This window comes from Dactylosporangium sp. CA-139114 (assembly GCF_050955725.1).
GTDB lineage: Bacteria > Actinomycetota > Actinomycetes > Mycobacteriales > Micromonosporaceae > Dactylosporangium.
The window spans coordinates 1,117,395-1,133,995 of record NZ_CP192080.1 but is presented as its reverse complement, the minus strand read 5'-3'; the positions used below and the strand labels follow the sequence as shown (position 1 = coordinate 1,133,995).

Here is a 16,601-nt window from a genome sequence, read left to right as displayed (position 1 = left end):
AAGGCCACGAGTCACCGGCACCGTGCGAAGGCCGCGAGTCACCAGCACCGTGCGAGGGTCTTGGGTCGCCGGCACCGTGCGAAGGCCACGAGTCACCAGCACCGTGCCAAGGCCGCGAGTCACCAGCACCGTGCGAAGGCCGGGGGTTGCCGACACCGTGCGAAGGCTGCATGTTGCCGGCACCGTGCGAGGGCCGCCAGCCTTCGGTGCCGGTCGAGGGCCGCGGGTCGCCGGCGCTCGGTGACGGGCGCCGGTCCTCGCGCGGGTCGTGTGCGCCGGCGGGGTGCGCGTCGTAGGACGGTGTCATGACCAGGTGCCCTCGTCGGTGACGCGAGCCGGGAGGCGGCCGCCGAGCAGCGTGGCGATCGCCTCGTCGATCGTCGCGCCGGCGAACCAGTCGGCGGTGTGGTCGAGCACGAAGACGCGGCCGTGTTCGTCGACGGCGAGCAGGCCGGCGCCGTCGTCCTGCTCGCCGATCGGCGTGAGCCGGGCCCGGATCAGCTCGCCGAGCTCGGCCAGCGTCGTGGCGGCGTGCAGGCCGCGCAGCGGGTCGAAGACGATGCCGGTGCGGGCGACCTCGGCGCCCTCGCCCTGGGCCCGGACCGTGAGGCCGCCGAACTCGGCGAGCACGGCCAGGGCGGCGGGCACGACGGTGTGCTGCTGCCCGGACGGCGAGGCGTGCGAGGCCAGCGCGAGGCCCCACATGCGCGCGCGGGGCGTCACGTCGCGGCCGGGCGCCCAGCCCGCCTCGCGCAGCGCGGTCTCCACGTCGGGGGCGAAGCGCGCGGGGCCGCTCATGACGCACCGTCCAACAGCGCGGTGCGGATGCGGCCGGGCGCCCGGCCGGCCTCGCGCGGCGCCGCGTCCACGCCGGGGGCGAAACGCGCCGAGGCGTCCGCGCCGGGCGCGAAACGCACCAGGACATCCACGCCCGGCGCGAAACGCACCGGGACGTCCACGCCGGGCGCGAAACGCACCAGGACATCCACGCCCGGCGCGAAACGCACCGGAGCGCCCACGCCGGGCGCGAAACGCGCCGGGACGTCCACGCCGGGGGCGAAACGCACCAGGACGTCCACGCCGCGGGCGAAGCGCGCCGGGGCGCTCATGACGTGCCCGCCTCGATGCCGAGCCAGTCCAGCAGCGCGGCGCAGGTGCGGCAGGGCCGGGCCGGGGTGCCGTGCACCGGGTCGCCCTCCTCGCGGATGTGCACCAGCGACAGCCGCGCGCCCCGGAGCTCGGCCCGCGCGGCCGCCGGGGTCAGCGGGGTGCCGCCGAGGACGCGCTCGGCCTCGTGCAGGCGGTCGGAGACGAGGATCATCTCCGCGCAGGAGCCCGCGTAGCGCTCCCGCGACTCGACCGGCAGCTCGTGCAGGAACCGCCGGATCAGCGCGTGCAGCTCGGGCGGGGTGTCGCCGCGAACGGAGGTGTGCCGGTAGACCGTGTCGCCCACGAGCAGCGCGCCCGCGGTCAGCGGCAGCCTGCGGCCGGTCGTCGCCCTGGTCGCCATGCCGCACAGCGTAGCCGCCCGAACGCGGACCGACTGCCCATAGGCGGGCATCGTGGTGAGCGCGGCTGGCTGCGATAATGCGAGGGCACCTTCCGTCTTCAGCACCGGGGGCCGTCATTCGCACACTTCTCGTCTCACCGCAGCAGCGGGGTGCGTACGCCACCATCGGTGACGCGCTCGCCGCGGCCACCGACGACTCGGTGATCGCGGTGGCACCGGGCACCTATGCGGAGGCCATCTTCGTCACCGGCAAGCGCCTGAAGCTGGTGAGCTCCGACCTGTCCGGCGCCGCCGTGACGCTGGACGCGTCCGCGATCCCCTACCCGGCCGTGAGCGCGCGCAACGCCGCGCTGACGATCGAGGGCTTCACGCTGGTGGCGGCCGACGCGCCCGTGGTCACCGCGCGCGGCACCCAGCTCGCGCTGCACGGCTGCGAGCTGACCGCGCGCTTCGGGCCCGGCGTCGACCTGGCCGGCGGCTCGATCGACCTGCGCAAGTGCACGATCACCGGCACGCAGTACGGCGTGGTGGTCGAGGACGCCCCGGGCACCATCGACGACTGCCAGATCAGCGAGGTCGCCGAGGACGGGATCATCGTGCGCATCGGCGCCGACCCGGTGATCACGGCCACGGTCGTGCGCGGCTGCGGGCGGCGGGGCGTCTACGTGTACCAGTTCGGCAAGCCGACGCTCGAGGGCTGCGAGGTGACCCAGACCGGCGACGCCGGGGTGGTCGTGGCCCACCAGAGCTCGCCGACGATCCGCCGCTGCAAGATCCACGACACCCAGGGCGTCGGGGTCTCCGTCGCGCGCGGCTGCGGCGGCGCGATCGAGGATTGCCAGATCGAGAACACGGGCGTGCCGGCCGTCGACATCGCCGAGGGCGCGACCACGACGCTCATCACCGCCCGGCCCGACGCGCCGCCGCTGACGATCGGCGACGGCGCCCCGGCGGCCGGCGGGGACGCGGCCGCGGTCGAGGCGCTGCTGGGCGACCTGGAGACGATGGTCGGCCTGGCCGGCGTCAAGGACGAGGTCCGGGCGCTCATCGACGAGATCCAGGTCAACGAGTGGCGGCGCAGCGCCGGGCTCTCGGTCGGCGCGATGAGCCACCACCTGGTGTTCGCGGGCGCGCCGGGCACCGGCAAGACCACCGTGGCCCGCATCTACGGCAAGCTGCTCGCCGCGCTGGGCGTGCTGCCCAAGGGCGCGTTCAAGGAGGTCTCGCGGCGCGACCTGGTCGGGCAATATCTCGGCCACACCGCCGAGAAGACGTCGGCCGCGTTCGAGGAGGCGCGCGGGGGCGTGCTGTTCATCGACGAGGCCTACACGCTGTCGCGCACCATGGGCTCGGGCGGGGACTTCGGCCAGGAGTCGATCGACACCCTGGTCAAGTTGATGGAGGACCACCGGCACGAGATCGCGGTGATCGCGGCCGGCTACACCGCCGAGATGGACGAGTTCATCTCGGCCAACCCGGGTCTCGCGTCCCGGTTCACCAAGACGATCGTGTTCGAGAACTACACCCCGGAGGAGCTCGTCCGGATCGTGCGCCGGATGTGCGCGGCCGACGACTACGTGCTCGGCGACGACGTGGAGCCGGTGCTGCTGCGCCACTTCGCCGCCGTCGAGCGCGACGCCAACTTCGGCAACGCCCGCGACGCCCGGAAGCTCTTCGAGAGCATCCGCAAGGCCCAGGCGCAGCGCCTGCGGGTCCTGGGCCGCCGCCCGAGCCTCGACGAGCTGCGCATCCTCCAACTGGCCGACCTCGAGGCGGTGGTGACGACATGAACGAGCCGGAGGAGTTCCGGGCGAGCTGGGCGCAGACCTGGCACAACTACAGCAAGCCGTTCCTGCCCACCAACATCGTGGTCGCCCTGCTGATGTTCGTCATCGGCTACATGATCGCCGGCTACGCGGGCATGGTGCTGGGGCCGATCCTGGTGGTCGGCGGCATCACGCTGCTGCACCGGGTGGCGAGCCGCCAGCAGGGGCTGCGCCTGTCCCCCAACGGCGTGGAGTTCCTGCGCCGCGACGGCAAGATCGTGCGGATGCGCTGGGACGGCATCCAGAGCATCGTCGTCATCAACCGCCGCTCCGGCACCGTCATCGCGCCCTACGGCGTGGGCCGGGCCGCGGCCCAGGCGGGCGTCGACATGTTCGCCGACGCCAACACCGGTCCGGGCCTCACGGGCGTCGGCGAGATCCTCGACCACAGCCAGGTCGAGCGGCAGCGGCAGCACGGCGCGCAGTGGGTGCCGTTCGGCGACCCGCTGACCGTGAACATGAGCCTGACCATGATCGACCGGGGCTGGACGTCGGGCCGGATCGGCGACTGGTTCCGCCGCTACCGGCCCGACCTTCTGCCCTAGAGACCCGGTGCGGCTCTTCGGTGCCGGGAACTGACATGAGAAGAGGGTGACCAGCCGCGGACCTGGCAGCGTCGGCGCGCAGCGCCAAGCGGTGTCTGGCGGGAGCGACGGTCCGCACCACCGCGGACCCGAGTCATGCGCTCAGGAACCACCCTCGGCCCGCACGCCCGGAAGCTCGACCGGCCAGGGCTTGTTGTCGTCCTTGCCGTTCCAGGCCCGGTAGGTCAGGTGGTCCGGGCTCGGCACGCCGTTGACGTCGCGGAGGGCGGCCACCACGGCGTCGACGATCTCGCGGTACTCCGCGCTGGTCGGCGGGTAGGGAACGAACCGGTGCCAGCGGTAGCCCTCGCGGCGCATCGGCGGCGCCCAGCCGAGCGACTCCAGGATGCGCGTCCCCTCCGGCGTCGGGGCCTCCTCGACCGCCGGGTCCTGCACCGTCTCCCCGCTGACCTCGGCGAAGGTCTCGTCGAGGTACTGCGCGAACTGCGCGTAGTGCCAGGGCTGCTCGCGATGGCTGATGACGAAGAGAATGCCGTCGCCCATCCGGCCCAGCTCCTTGCGCAGGGCGGCGGCGAACTCGTCCCACGTCGGGGTCGTCGGCGCGGTCACAGGTACTCCTCCTCATCCGGGACCCACTCCCGGGCCTTGAGGTCGATCGGGCGCCACAGCCACAGCTTGACCCCGATCGGCGCGCGGATCAGGTTGATCGCCGAGTCGCCGATGCGCCACTTCAGCTTCGGCAGACTGCCGCCGTCGAGCGCGTAGGGCTTGCCGAACGCGTTCGTGATGGCCCGGCCCGCCACCGAGTACGCGTCCTGGCGGAAGTCGCGCCGCTCGTCGGTGTCGCGCCCGCGCATCTGGGTGTGGATCGACGCCGTCACCACCTCGGGCGTGCCGTCGTCGCCGAGGCCGACGCTACCCTCCCCGAGCCCGTCGCCGGGGTCGGTGAAGTACACCTCGTCGTTGTGCTCGATCTCGGTCCAGCCGAGCTCCTGGATGATCTGCTCGGCCGGGGCGTTGCGCAGCAGCGGCCGCACGGTCATCAATTTGCGGACCAGCGCGACGACCTCGTCGCCGCTGAGCATCCGCAGGTCGGTCGACATGGGCCTACCTTAGCCAACCGCTCCCCGCGCGACGCGACTCGGCGGGAGCCACGCCGCGCACGAGCGCGGTGAGGGCCTCGTCGACGTCGCGGCCCAGGAACCGCTCGATCTCGCCGGCGGTGCCGATGCCGTGCTCCGGGTGCAGCACGATCTCGCAGTTCCAGCCGGGCACCGAGCCGAGCGGCAGCAGCGGGCCGCCGAGGCGCCGGGCCGCGGCCGCGAGCCGGTCGGGGTCGCTCGGCGGGCCGTCGGGCAGCAGGTGAAAGGCCGTCACCCGCCAGTCGCGCGCGTAGCCGTAGACGGGGTAGGTGAGCCCGCCGAACTCGGCGAGGATCTCCGCGGCCCGCGGGTCGAGCCCCTCGGCGACCGGGATCCGGCGCCCGGGCGTCCAGCCCACGGTGAGCAGCAGGTCGTACACGTCGGGCGGCAGGCGGAACTGCATCGGCGCGGGCGGCTCGAACGGGCCGGGCATGCGCGGCAGCAGCGCCTGATGGGCCTGGCCGCACCGGTCGGCGTGGACCCGCAGCGGGAAGTGGGCGCGCTCGGTCATCACGTCGAGCAGGCCCTTGGGCGGGGCGACGCCGTGGTGCTCCAGGTAGTACTCCAGCGCCAGCGGCCAGACCCACTCGCCGTCGGTGCGGTAGCCGCGCGGCACCGCCGGCTCGGCCCGCGGATCGAGCGCGTCGGCGCCCCTGGTCAGCGGGTCGCGGATGACCCAGGAGCCCCGCCGCAGGTAGCGCAGGACCCGGAAGAAGCGGCGGTTGTTCTCGGCCGTCATCTCACCCGGCACCAGCTGCCCGCCGGTGTGCTCGCCCAGCACGACGAACTGGAACGGCTCGTCCGACTCGCCGAGACTCATGACTGTTCCCCATCGAGACGTTCGAGGTCGGCGTGCTCGGCCTGCCAGTCGCGGTACCACGCCTCGAACCAGGGCCGCCCGGCGGCGAGGGGCACGATGGTGGCGACGGTCTCGCGGTAGTACGAGGCCCGCTTGGCCGGGCGCGGGTGCGTGCGCAGCCGCTGGACGTTGCTCACCCGGTCCGCGAGCTTCACGGCGAGCGCGGCGTCGGGCGCGTCGCGCAGGGCGGCCAGGTACTCCTCCCGGTCCCCCTGCTTCGTGACCCACCCGACCAGCTCGGCGACCCGCGGCCCGAAGCGCTCCCGCACCTCGTCGAGCGTCGTCGGGGTGTCCTCGACGACGTCGTGCAGCACCGCGGCGCACAGGGTGTCGGGGTCGCGCTCCCCGACCGCCTCGACCAGCACCTCCAGCGCCTCGAGCAGGTGCTCGACGTAGGGCTCCCCGGCGGGGCGCCGCTGGTCGCCGTGGCGCTCGGCGGCGAAGGCCACGGCCGCGTCCAGCACGGCGAGGGTCGGCGGCGGGAGCCGGTCGGCGAAGCGGGCGCGCAGCGCGGGCCAGCCCACGGAGCCGTCAAACGTGCGCGGCACCGCCGGCCCCTCCCCGCGCCTCGAACGTGGTGGCGTCCACGACCGGGGAGGCGCCGGTCAGCCGCACCGCGTTGTTGCGCCTGCTCCAGACGGCGGTGATCGTGTACCCGGACCGCTCGGCCGGCAGCGTGACGTACCCGGGCGACTCCTCGACGGCCGCGACCGTCCAGCCGCCCGCGCGCAGCGCCCCGGCGACCTGCCCCAGCACCGTGGCGGCGTCGGCGCCGGCGGGCGGGACGGCGAGGTACTCGCAGTCCGTCCGGTACCGCTCCTCGGCGAGCACGACGGAGCCCGGGCCGATCCGGTGCGCCTCCGCCTCCCGCGTGCGCCGCACCCGGGCCCCGGGCACCGCGCCGGCCGCCGCCGCGAGCTGCGCGTCGAGCCACGCGCGGGACTGCTCCAGCCAGCGGCCCATCTCGTCCCAGCCCGCCGGGGTCGGCTGGACCTCGGGGCGGGGCCGCACGCCGATCGGCTCGCCGCGCTCGAGGTGCCGCGCGCGCCACTCGGGCCAGGAGGGCAGCGGGGATCGCGGGGTCTCGGGCCGTACCGCCGAAGTCTCGAAATCCGCGATCAGCCGCCGGTCGCCGAGGGCCGCCCGGGCCGCCCCGACGGCGGCGCGGACGGCCTCGTCGTCGGGGTAGTCGCGGCCGTCGACGACGAAGGCGGGCGTGAGGTCGTCGTCGGCCTCGCCCAGCCGGAAGACATAGAGCGTCCCCCGCTCCGTCATGAGCTGTCCTCCAGCTGATCGAGGGCGGCGGCCTCTTCGAACGCCTCGCGGACCGCCTGCGCGTCGGCCGCCGACAGGGACACGTAGGGCTTGTAGAGCGAGTTGTGCTCGATGTCGGCGGCGATCGACGCGCGCAGGGTGGTCAGCTGCAGCTCGAACGCGTACTTGTGCCCGTTGACCTCGATGCCGATGCAGAGCGGGATCACCCGGTACTCCGGGCTCTTCGACTTCGGGGAGGCGTACATGTTGTCGACCTCCACGATCCGCCCGCCGTCGCCGACGCCGAACTCGTCGACGACCGCCTGCAGGGTCTTCCACAGGCTGCTGGTGTCGGGCACGGTGATCCGCGCGCCGACCGCGTCGATGATATCGCCGACGCGGTACCAGGGGCGCCCGGGCGCGTTCTCGCGGCCCCGGCTCATCCGGCCGACCTTGTCGATGAGGCCCTCGGCGTCCTTGGCCCGGCTGTTGTAGTCGACCGGCCCGTCGGTGGTCTCGCGGATGCGCTGGGCGATCTCCCCGAGAACCCGGTCCACCTCCGGCTTGAGCTCGCCGGTGAGCCGGTCCGCGTATTCGCGCACCAGCCCCATCTCGGCCGGGGTCGGGTCCGCGCCGACGCCGAGGGCCGGGTCGGAGGCCTTCAGGTCGGCGACGTACCGCCCCATCCGCGACTGCTCGGCCCCGTCCACGACGACCTTGTTGACCCAGTCCGGCACCTTGGCGTAGAGCGGCCCGCGGCCCGGGTGCTCCTGCAGGAACTGGTGCAGGTCACCGCCGTAGCGGGCCAGGGCGTCGCCGCGGGCCAGCTCCTCGATGTGGCGCAGCACGAGGTCGCGCAGCAGCGGGTTGCGCAGCGAGTTGGTGACGTTGAGCGCGTGCGGGTCGTCCAGCAGCTTCTCGACCACGCTCGCCAGCTCCGGCGAGTGCGGCGCGATCCGCTCCTGGACGAGCCGGTGCGCCGTCAGGTTCGGGTCAGCATGATCCGGCGCAGCTCCGCCTCCGAGGGCATGATCGTGCGGGCCGCCAGCAGGGTCTGCTCCGCCTGCTCCCGGGTGATCTCCTGGGAACCCGGCGGCGGGCTCGCCGCCCAGGATCGAGAGGATGTCGCCAGCTCGATAGCCACCGCCCGGCTCGTCCCCGGCGAGTCCTCCGAGATCGTGACCAACGCCGCCGTCGCCAGGTCCGGGGTCGCGTGGTAGCGGTACGCCACCACCGGGCGCTCCTCCACCTTCAGCATCACCCCCACGGCCGCCGGGCTCGGCGTCGTGGGCTCCAGCCGCAGAGTGACCCACCCCTGCGCCCGGTCCCGCGGGCTCTCCGGCTCGATGCCCAGCACCGTCGCGCGGTTCCCCGTACCGTCGCCCAGCCTCATCCCCGGCTCGATGATGCCCCCCATCTGGAACCCCGAGACCATCAGACCCCGGCCGGTCCAGTCGAACAGGCTCTCCACCATGATGCGGATCACCGGCACCCCCTCCGTGTTCGCGCAGCGTCGTGGCCAGCGTGTCGCGGTCGGCGAACGCGTCCGGCCCGAGCACCACCACGCGGCCGCCCTCCTCCGGCGGCACGATCGCGAGGACGCCCTGCTCCCGCATGTACCGCGCCAGCGCCGGGTCCTCGGCCACCCGGATCTCCACGCCGCGCAGGTCGATGCCGGCCTCGCGCGCGACGGCGTACGCGTGGCCGGCGCTCATCGGCTCGCCCGCCGGCGCCGGCACGCCGATTTGCCCGGCGTCGTGCAGATCGCCCGGGCGGGGGCCGCCGTCCGCCAGCAGCCGTCCGTCGATCGTCGGCGGGTCCTCGAAGCCGGTGTAGCGCAGCCGCAGCTCGAACCGGTCGAACCCGGTCTGGCGCAGCTCCGTCACGTGCAGGCGCGCCCCGGCGGGCAGCAGCGCGTGGCCCTCGGCGTAATCGTGGGCGCCGCCGATCCAGGCCATCGGCGTGCCCGCGGGCGCGTCGACCACGATCCGCACGTCGCCGCTCGAGCGCAGGTGCTCCTCGGGCATCACCCGGGTGAACCCGTCGAGGGTGATCTCGCCGTGGACCAGCCGCGGCAGGTCGACGGCGCCGCGCAGGCCCAGGTCCCGCCAGAACAGCTCGCCGGTGAGCCGCATCGCGGTGGGCGACTCGCGCATCGCGCTCTGGATGCGGTACGCCTCGGCGCGGGCGACCGACCGCTTCTGGGCGTCGCCGGTGCGCAGGTACTGGTCGGCGCTCGAGCGCCCGTTGGCGTAGCGCTCGAGCGCGGCGCGCTGCTGCGTGCTCCATCCGGCCGCGTGCTGGGCGCTCTGCCGCTCGACGACCTCCGGCGACGGCTCGCGCAACGGCGAGCCCTCCGGGTCGAAGTGCGGCGCGTGGTTCGTCGCGAGGTCGAGCTCGGTGATCGCCTCGTGGTGCGCCCGGCCCTCCGGCGAGTCGAGGAACCTGGCGATCGTCCGCTCGAAGGTCTCGTGGCGGTTGCCGTCGGGCATCAGCCGGTCCACCGCGCGGGCGGCCTCGCGGACCGTCATGCCGTGCGCGTACGTCTCGGTGTTGCGGATGGACGCCTCGCGGAGGGCCTCGTACACCTCTCGCGGCGACGGGTTGCGCCCCAGCAGGCCGCGGGCGTCCCGGGCCATGGCGTACACCGCCTCCGGCGCCGGGGGCCGGAAGTTGCGCTCCAGCACCGCGTCGCGCCGGGCGGCGAGCTCGGTCGCCATGCGCGCGGCCGCCTCCCCGGCCACCCCGGCCCGCTCGACCAGCGCCGCGATGCGCTCGTCGGACACGTTGCGCAGCGTGGCGATCGCGCGGTCGGTGTCGCGCGGCGGCAGCACGGGCTCGCCGTCGCGGCCCGGGGCGTGCAGCGTCTCCTGGCCGGTCCGCTCGGCGAGCAGCCGGTCGAGCTCCGTGAGCACGTGGTCGGGGCGGGCCGGCGGGCGCGGCTCCGCCACGGGCTCGCGGGGCGGCGCCGCCAGCCGGTCCAGCTCGCCCTGGATGCGGTCGCGCAGCTGGTCGGCGCCCTGGAACGCCAGGTCGGCGTCGGTGGCGGTGCCCTCGCGCTCGGCCGGGAAGCGGAACCCCTCGGCGTCCGGCCCGTCGTGGCGCGCGGCCTGGAGGAAGTCGCGCACGCCCGCGCCGTCGACCTCGATCACCCGGCCGTCGGTGAGCTCGACCCGCAGGACCGCCGGTCGCTCGGCCCGGCTCATCTCCACGTAGCTGGTGTCGCGGCTGACGCCGGCCACGCCGTCGATCTCCCCGGGCCGGTTCAGCTCCGCGATCGCCCGGTCGAAGGCCTGCTCGCCGCGGGCGCGCGAGTGCTCGGTCGGCTCGGGGCCGACGTCGGCCCGGAACTCGGCCCGGGTGAGGTCGGCGCCGAGGTGGACGAGCGCGTCGCGGGCCCGGGCCACGTGGTCGGCGACCGGCGTGTAGTGGCCGCTGGCGTTGTCGACCCCGAGAATCCGGCCGTGCTCGATGCGCAGGGTGCCGGCCGCGTCGACGGGGCCGCCCGCGAGCAGGCTCGAGTGGCGGGTGTTGTCGGCCATGAACGGGTGCGCGTGCAGTTCCTGGGTCCGCGGGTCGACCGCGTAGATGTACTCGCCGTGCAGGGGCAGGCCGCCGGTGTCGTACAGCCGCCCGTCGACGACGCGCACCGGGACCTGGGGCGGGGCCGAGGGGTCGGTCCCGAAGTAGGGCACCCTGTTGGCGCGGTCGTTCGCGACGGTGGTTTCGGGCAGCGTGATCGGCTCGCCGTGCAGCCGCGGCCCGTCGACGGTGATTCGCGGCGGGGCGACCGGGTGGCCCGGGTCGGGCGGGGTGAACTCGACGCGGGTGTGCTCGATCAGCCGGGCGGTGGCCGCGTCGATGCCGTGCGGGGCGTGCACGACGATCCGCGGCGGGGCCCCGTCGACCCACGTCCGCGGGTCCGCGGCCCCCTCCAGCAGCCGGTGCACGCGCGCCTCGACCTCGTGCGGGGTCGCGGCCCCGAACTCGCCCAGCCCCAGCTCGGCGTGCCAGACCCGGCCGCCCTGGGTGGTCCGCACGTCGTACACGCGCTCGGGGTCGTAGCCCGACAGCCGCTCGGGCACGTGCTCGCCCCGCGCGGCGGCCGCCTCCTCCGCGGCCCGCACCCCGGCGTCGTGGATCTTCTGCGGGTCCGGGTTGATCTTGCTCGGGTCGAAGGAGTTCCGCTCGTGGCCGCCGCGGTCCACGCCGTCGAGGCCGAACTCCCGCACGTGGGTCCGGCTGCTGCCGTCGACCAGCTGCGGCCGGCCCGTCTGCGGGTCCCGCACGAGCCGGCCCGCGCCGTCGCGCACCGGATCGAGGCACTCGGTCGTGACCTTGTGGTAGGCGACCGTGACCTTGCCCGTCTGGATGTCGGCGAGCAGCGTGGGGTGCTCGGCGTACAGCCGCAGCATGGTCGGGTCGTGTTCGAGCATCCACTTCAGGTAGGGCCCGCTGCCCTGCTGGGCCCGCTTCCCGCCGAACTCGGGGATCTCGTGCCCGCCCAGGGTGCCGGAGTTGCCCTTGGCCTCCCAGATGTCGAGGCGGTTGTAGTGCGCCGGCGCGTCGCCCGAGCCGTCGTAGCGCAGCGCGATGATGTCCAGCTCGTGGTTCTTGGCCGAGACCGGGTCGCCCGACAGGAACACGTGTTCCGGGTTGACCTGCGTGTGCGGCGTCGGCAGGTTGTTGTGCATCGCCTCGTGGAACGCCACCCCGAGCCCGGCGTGCACGCCCACGGCGTTGCTGGCCATGCGCACCGGGTGCATGTCCTTGTTGAACACCCCGGCCGCGTCCCGCAGCTCGGCCGCGAAGCGCGAACCCACCCGGTCCTGCTTGAGGGTGTCGAGCGCGGTCTCGAACTCCTTGGTGCCCGGCTTGAGGTCCTTCGGGCCGAAGTCGCTGAAGTCGGCGCCGGTCTCCTCCTCGTACCGGCTGATGATGTCGTCGCGCTTCTCGTTGAACGCGTCGTAGGCGCGCTCGCGCGCGTCGTGGTAGTCCCGCGAGGCCTCCCGGACCTGCTCGACCGGGTTCTCCGGCCGGGCGGGGTCGTGGGTCAGCTCGTGCGGGACCGGCTCGCCCTGGTGCGCCATCGCGACCATGTCGTTGCGGATCGCGGTGTGCCAGTCCTTGACGAAGCTTCCGCCGCGCTGCAGGTTGCCCTTGATGGTCCGGGAGGTGTCCTTGGGGTCGCCCTCCATGTGCAGCTTGCCGTCGTCGCCGAGCTGCAGCTTGACCTGGATCTCCTCGCCGATGACGTGCTCGGCGCTCAGCTCGTGGGGCTGGTAGCGGTCGACCGGCCCGGCCCCGCCCGCGTGCGCCGGTCCGTCGCCCATGCCCGTCGTGTGCTGGATGGGGTGGAGCGGCTCGCCGTGCGCGTCGAGCGTGATGGACCAGACGCCGGCGACGTTGTCGTGGTACATCGGCCCGTGGTCCGAGACGACGTTGTGCTGCATGTCGACCCAGACGATGTCGCCGTGGATGTTCAGGGCGTTGAACGCGTGGCCCTCGCCGGTGTCGCCCCACTTGACGACGACGACGGCGCCGGAGCCCGGCCCCGTCTCGCGCAGCTGCCGGTCGATGCCGTCGAAGCCGCGGTGGTCGCTGCCGTGCATCTCCCACTCGCCGCCGGTCCAGCGGGAGATGCGGTCGGCGGCGCCGCGCTCGCCGGCGGCGTGCGGGTCGCGCAGGGCGCCCGCGACGGTGGGCTCGCCGTAGTGGTTGGCCAGCACGGCCATGGCCACCTCGGGGCAGTTGTTGTTGCGCCCCGGCTCGGTGTGGCCGCCGTCGTTGGCGTTGTGCGCCCAGTCGCCGACGCGCACGTCGGGCTGCGTGAGCGGCCGTCCGTGCTCGTCGCGCGGGAACGCCTCGTCGAGCTCGCGGACCTCGTGCGGCGTGGGGTCGTTGTACTCGTTGGTGCGCGCCTCGGACAGCGGGCGGTCGGTGATGCCGCCCAGCGTCTCGGGCGGGCGCACGCCTTCGCCCGGCCCGTGCTCGCCGGGGACGCTGCCCGGGTCGTGCTCGCCCGGGCGCCCGCCGGTCGGCTCGTGCGGCCCGGTGGTCGGCCCGTGCGACGCGGCGCCCTCGTGCGGGTCGATCGAGTGCAGGCCGAAGTCCTGCACGAACGGCTCACACGACGCGCACGGGGGCGCGTAGTCGCCGTGCTCCTGCCGCCCGCCCTCGCCGATCCAGTGCGTGGCGACGACACCGTCGCGCAGCTGTTCGCGCGCGTAGGTCCCGAAGTCCCCCGGCTCCCCGGCCTCGTGCCACTGCCGCTCGAGCTCGTAGAGCTTGTCGGAGACGAGCACCACCTCGGCACACTTGCCGTGGTTCTGCCCGATCCGTTTGCCGGGGTCGTGCTCGGCGGCGGCCTTGATGTCGTCCAGGACCCGTTGGGCTTCCGGGTGTACTCGCACGTCGGTGGCCGTACCGTTGTCGTGCTTCATCGGCCGCGTGCTCGTGTGGCTCGAGATCGTCGGGTCCTCCGGCGTGAGCAGCGCCCCGGCCACGCGCACCCGGTTCTTCTTGCCCAGGTTCTCGGAGTTCATCTGGTCGCGCACGGCGTCGGCGAGATCCCGCGCCGAATCGTCGACGGCGGCCCGCCCCTCGCGACTGCCGGGGTCGCCCTCGAAGTGCCGCGGCGGCCCCTCGTACCCGCGCGTGCCCCCGGCCGTCTCCGTCGTCGACAGCTTCGAGGCCGGCTCTTCCCCGCCATTGGGCCGGTCCCCGGGCGGCGGCGGCTCCTCGCCACCCCCACCGGGCGGCGGCTCGTCCCGGCCCCCGCGAGGCCCTTCGCCCCGGTCGCCGGGGCCGCTCCCGCGATCGCCCGGCCCGTGCTCCCGCCCCGGCAGCGTTTCGGTTCCGCGCCCGCCACCCTCGTGCATGGACACGGGCCGCGGGGATCCCGCGCCGGGCTCGCTCCCGCCGATCCGGACGGGCATGTCGTCGAGCCGCGGCAACGGCACGAACACGGCCGCGGGCTCCTCCGCCCGATGCCGCCCGGCGCCGTCACTGCGCTCGGTCCCGTCGCGCACCGGCGCGTGCTCGGACCCGCGGCCCTGCTCGCCGGCGTGCACGGGCTGATGTTCCCCGGGCCGGGCCCCGTTTTCCCCCGGCCGAGCCCCGTTGTCCCCGGGCCGGGCCCCGTTTTCCCCCGGCCGAGCCCCGTCTTCCCCAGGGCGCGCCCCGTGCTCGCCGGGCCGCGCTTCGCCGACCTGAACGTGCTCGCCGGGCCGCCCCGAGGTCTCACCGGCGCGCACGTGTTCCCCGGGCTGCGCCCCGCTCTCACCGGGCCGCCCGTGCTCCCCGACCGGCACGTGTTCGCCGGGTCGAGCCCCGACTTCCCCGGCCCGCTCCGGCGCCCGGAACGACCCATTGGTGCGGTTCTGCTCGGTCGTACGCCCCCCATCAGTCGTACGCGCCCCGCCCCCGCCGCGCTCCCCGGCCTTCTCCCCGCTGCGAGCCCCATCGGAGGCCCGCCCCGAATCCCCGGCCCGCGCCCCTTCGTTCCCGCGCCCGGCACCATCCGACCCGCGCCCGGCCCCCTCGGAGCCACGGCCGGCACCTTCCGAACCGCGACCGGTGCCCTCAGCCCCGCGCCCAGTCCCCTCAGCCCCGCGACCGGCGCCTTCAGCACCGCGCCCAGTCCCCTCAGCCCCGCGCCCAGTGCCCTCGGCCCCGCGCCCAGTGCCCTCGGCCCCGCGCACAGCGTCGGCCGCGCGCCCGGTCCCGTCTGCCCCGCGCCCGACGGCGTCCGTGGTCCGCGCCCCGTCCGCCCCGGCCGGCCGGTCGACCCCCACGACCGCACCCGGATGCTCCGCCACTGGCCCACCGGCATGCGTCGCCGCCCGCTCACCGCCCGCCGCCGCCCGATCCGCGCCAGCAGCCGCCCGATCCGCGCCCGGCCCGCTCGCCCCGCCGTCGGCCCCGGCCCGCGCCCCGGTCTCCCCGGCGTGGGCACCCGCGCTGCTCCCGGCGTGCGTCTCCCCGGCCTGCGTCCCACCGGCCTGCGCCCCACCGGCCTGCGTCTCACCGGCTCGCGTCTCACCGGCCCTCGCGCCGCCGTCGCCCCCGCTCGCCCCGTTCCCGGAGTCGGCCGCGTGCTGCACGACCGGATCCCCACCGCGCTGGGTGACCGGATCGCCGCCGCCGTGCGCGTTCTGCCCCGCACCCGAGTCGCCGTGGGCGTTGGAGTCCACAGGGGCCGCGACCGAGCCGCCGGCCGGATTGTCCGAGGTCGGTGCGAGCGATTGCCCGTCCCCTGGAGTGTAGTCGGACCCTGTGACATCAGCCCCGGGCCGATTACCGTTCGCGGTCCCACCATCACCGGTAGCGCCGCCGTCGCCGGTCACGCCCGAGTCGCGCACGTTGGTGTCGAGGCCGGGGTCGCCGACGCTGGTGTCGCCCAGGCCGCGGGTGCCGTTCTCGCCGCCGCGGTTCGTCTCGCCGGGCCGGCCGGCCTCGCCGTCGACGTGCGGGGCGGCGCCGTGCGCGCCCTGCTTCGGGCTGCGGATGGCGCCGATGCCGCCCATGCCGCCGCCCATCGCCGCGCCATTGATGAACGACTGGAGGTTGATGCCCTGCGTGATGTTCTTCCAGCTCCAGTCGCCGGTCATGAAGCCGGTCGTGAGCATCATCGAGGCGGGCATGATCAAGGCGTTGGCCGCGCCGTGGACGGCGGCGTTGGCGGCCACCCGGGGCAGGCGGCTCTTGATCGGCAGGTGGACGAAGTTCAGCGGGAACGTCAGGGCGCCGGTGACGAGGCCGGAGACCAGGCTGTTCATCAGGGAGTGGGTGTCGAGCTCCTTGCGGTGCCCCTCCGCGATCTGGATCTCCTGCGCCAGCCAGTCGGTGCCGACCGAGAGCACGACCTGCTGGATCTCGTGGATGATGAATTTGCGGATGTACTTCTTGACGAATTCCTTGCCCAGGAAGCTGATCAGCCGCTGCAGCACGCGCCCGGCGACGGTGCGGGCCGCGGTGACCGCACCGGCGGCCGCCGCCTCGGAGCCGCCGAACGTGAACGCGGCCAGGATCTGGCAGATGACGATCGTGATGACCGTGACGATCAGCGTGATGCCGAGGACGAGCTTCGCGTACTCGATCTCCATCGCCGCGTTGTCGGCGGCCGCCGAGTAGTTCAGCGCGATGTCGGCGACCTGGGGCAGCCCGTTCTGGGGACCGACCGCGAGCGCCGTCCAGTACTGGTTGAACGCCTCCCCAGCGTCCCCGCCCCACGCCTGCGCGATCTGCATCGCGACGGTGTCGGAGTTGTTGAGCAGCCCGTTGAGCTCGGTGCCGAGATCCTGCCAGGCCTGCGCGAGCTCGCGCAGGTGGTCCTCGTTGCCGTCCGGCCACGCGGAGCCGCCGCCGATGATGCAGACGGCGTCCCACAACCAGTCGATGGGATGGAGGTCGGGCTTCTCAATGGCCAACTCGGACGGCTCCCCGTGTCGAACCCCAGGTGGG

The 16,601-nt window shown here is 74.4% G+C and carries 11 protein-coding genes; 2 read left to right on the top strand and 9 right to left on the bottom strand.

Going from position 1 to position 16,601, the window contains the following annotated elements; all coding sequences use genetic code 11:
* Positions 1 to 303 precede the first annotated feature (303 nt).
* From ACQP2P_RS05125 to ACQP2P_RS05115, 3 genes are read right to left on the bottom strand one after another with little or no spacing between them, the layout of a single operon-like run.
* Positions 304 to 798 carry an SUKH-3 domain-containing protein gene (locus ACQP2P_RS05125; RefSeq protein WP_433613756.1) on the bottom strand — a complete coding sequence of 165 codons (495 nt, stop codon included), beginning with the start codon at positions 796 to 798 and terminating at the stop codon, positions 304 to 306.
* Entirely contained in the window at positions 795 to 1,109 is a 315-nt protein-coding gene (locus ACQP2P_RS05120) for a hypothetical protein (RefSeq protein WP_433613754.1), read from the bottom strand. The genes ACQP2P_RS05125 and ACQP2P_RS05120 overlap by 4 nt, the downstream gene beginning before the upstream one ends.
* The gene (locus ACQP2P_RS05115) at positions 1,106 to 1,510 is read right to left on the bottom strand and encodes a YwqJ-related putative deaminase (protein ID WP_433613752.1); all 405 of its coding nucleotides are present in this window, start codon (positions 1,508 to 1,510) and stop codon (positions 1,106 to 1,108) included. Before ACQP2P_RS05115 ends, ACQP2P_RS05120 begins: the two co-directional genes overlap by 4 nt.
* Positions 1,511 to 1,587: 77 nt before the next feature.
* Between ACQP2P_RS05115 and ACQP2P_RS05110 the strand changes: the two genes are divergently transcribed.
* Together ACQP2P_RS05110 and ACQP2P_RS05105 are read left to right on the top strand one after the other, a co-directional pair.
* Positions 1,588 to 3,300 (top strand): right-handed parallel beta-helix repeat-containing protein, encoded by a 1,713-nt coding sequence (locus tag ACQP2P_RS05110; RefSeq protein ID WP_433613750.1) that lies wholly within the window; start codon positions 1,588 to 1,590, stop codon positions 3,298 to 3,300.
* A complete protein-coding gene (locus ACQP2P_RS05105) occupies positions 3,297 to 3,881 on the top strand; it encodes a hypothetical protein (RefSeq protein WP_433613748.1) in 585 nt (194 codons plus the stop codon). The genes ACQP2P_RS05110 and ACQP2P_RS05105 overlap by 4 nt, the downstream gene beginning before the upstream one ends.
* Before the next feature lie 141 nt (positions 3,882 to 4,022).
* Here ACQP2P_RS05105 and ACQP2P_RS05100 read toward each other — a convergent pair whose 3' ends face one another.
* The 6 genes from ACQP2P_RS05100 to ACQP2P_RS05075 are packed head-to-tail and all read right to left on the bottom strand — an operon-like array spanning position 4,023 to position 16,567.
* Positions 4,023 to 4,490, bottom strand: a complete 468-nt coding sequence (locus ACQP2P_RS05100) for a TY-Chap domain-containing protein (RefSeq protein ID WP_433613746.1) — start codon at positions 4,488 to 4,490, stop codon at positions 4,023 to 4,025.
* Positions 4,487 to 4,984, bottom strand: a complete 498-nt coding sequence (locus ACQP2P_RS05095) for a DUF6301 family protein (protein ID WP_433613744.1) — start codon at positions 4,982 to 4,984, stop codon at positions 4,487 to 4,489. Before ACQP2P_RS05095 ends, ACQP2P_RS05100 begins: the two co-directional genes overlap by 4 nt.
* Positions 4,985 to 4,988: 4 nt before the next feature.
* A complete protein-coding gene (locus ACQP2P_RS05090; protein WP_433613742.1) occupies positions 4,989 to 5,843 on the bottom strand; it encodes an SUKH-3 domain-containing protein in 855 nt (284 codons plus the stop codon).
* A complete protein-coding gene (locus tag ACQP2P_RS05085; RefSeq protein WP_433613740.1) occupies positions 5,840 to 6,430 on the bottom strand; it encodes an HD domain-containing protein in 591 nt (196 codons plus the stop codon). Before ACQP2P_RS05085 ends, ACQP2P_RS05090 begins: the two co-directional genes overlap by 4 nt.
* Positions 6,414 to 7,157, bottom strand: coding sequence for a hypothetical protein (locus ACQP2P_RS05080; protein WP_433613738.1), 744 nt, complete (start codon positions 7,155 to 7,157; stop codon positions 6,414 to 6,416). Before ACQP2P_RS05080 ends, ACQP2P_RS05085 begins: the two co-directional genes overlap by 17 nt.
* Entirely contained in the window at positions 7,154 to 16,567 is a 9,414-nt protein-coding gene (locus ACQP2P_RS05075; RefSeq protein WP_433613736.1) for a toxin glutamine deamidase domain-containing protein, read from the bottom strand. The genes ACQP2P_RS05080 and ACQP2P_RS05075 overlap by 4 nt, the downstream gene beginning before the upstream one ends.
* Positions 16,568 to 16,601: the final 34 nt, after the last annotated feature.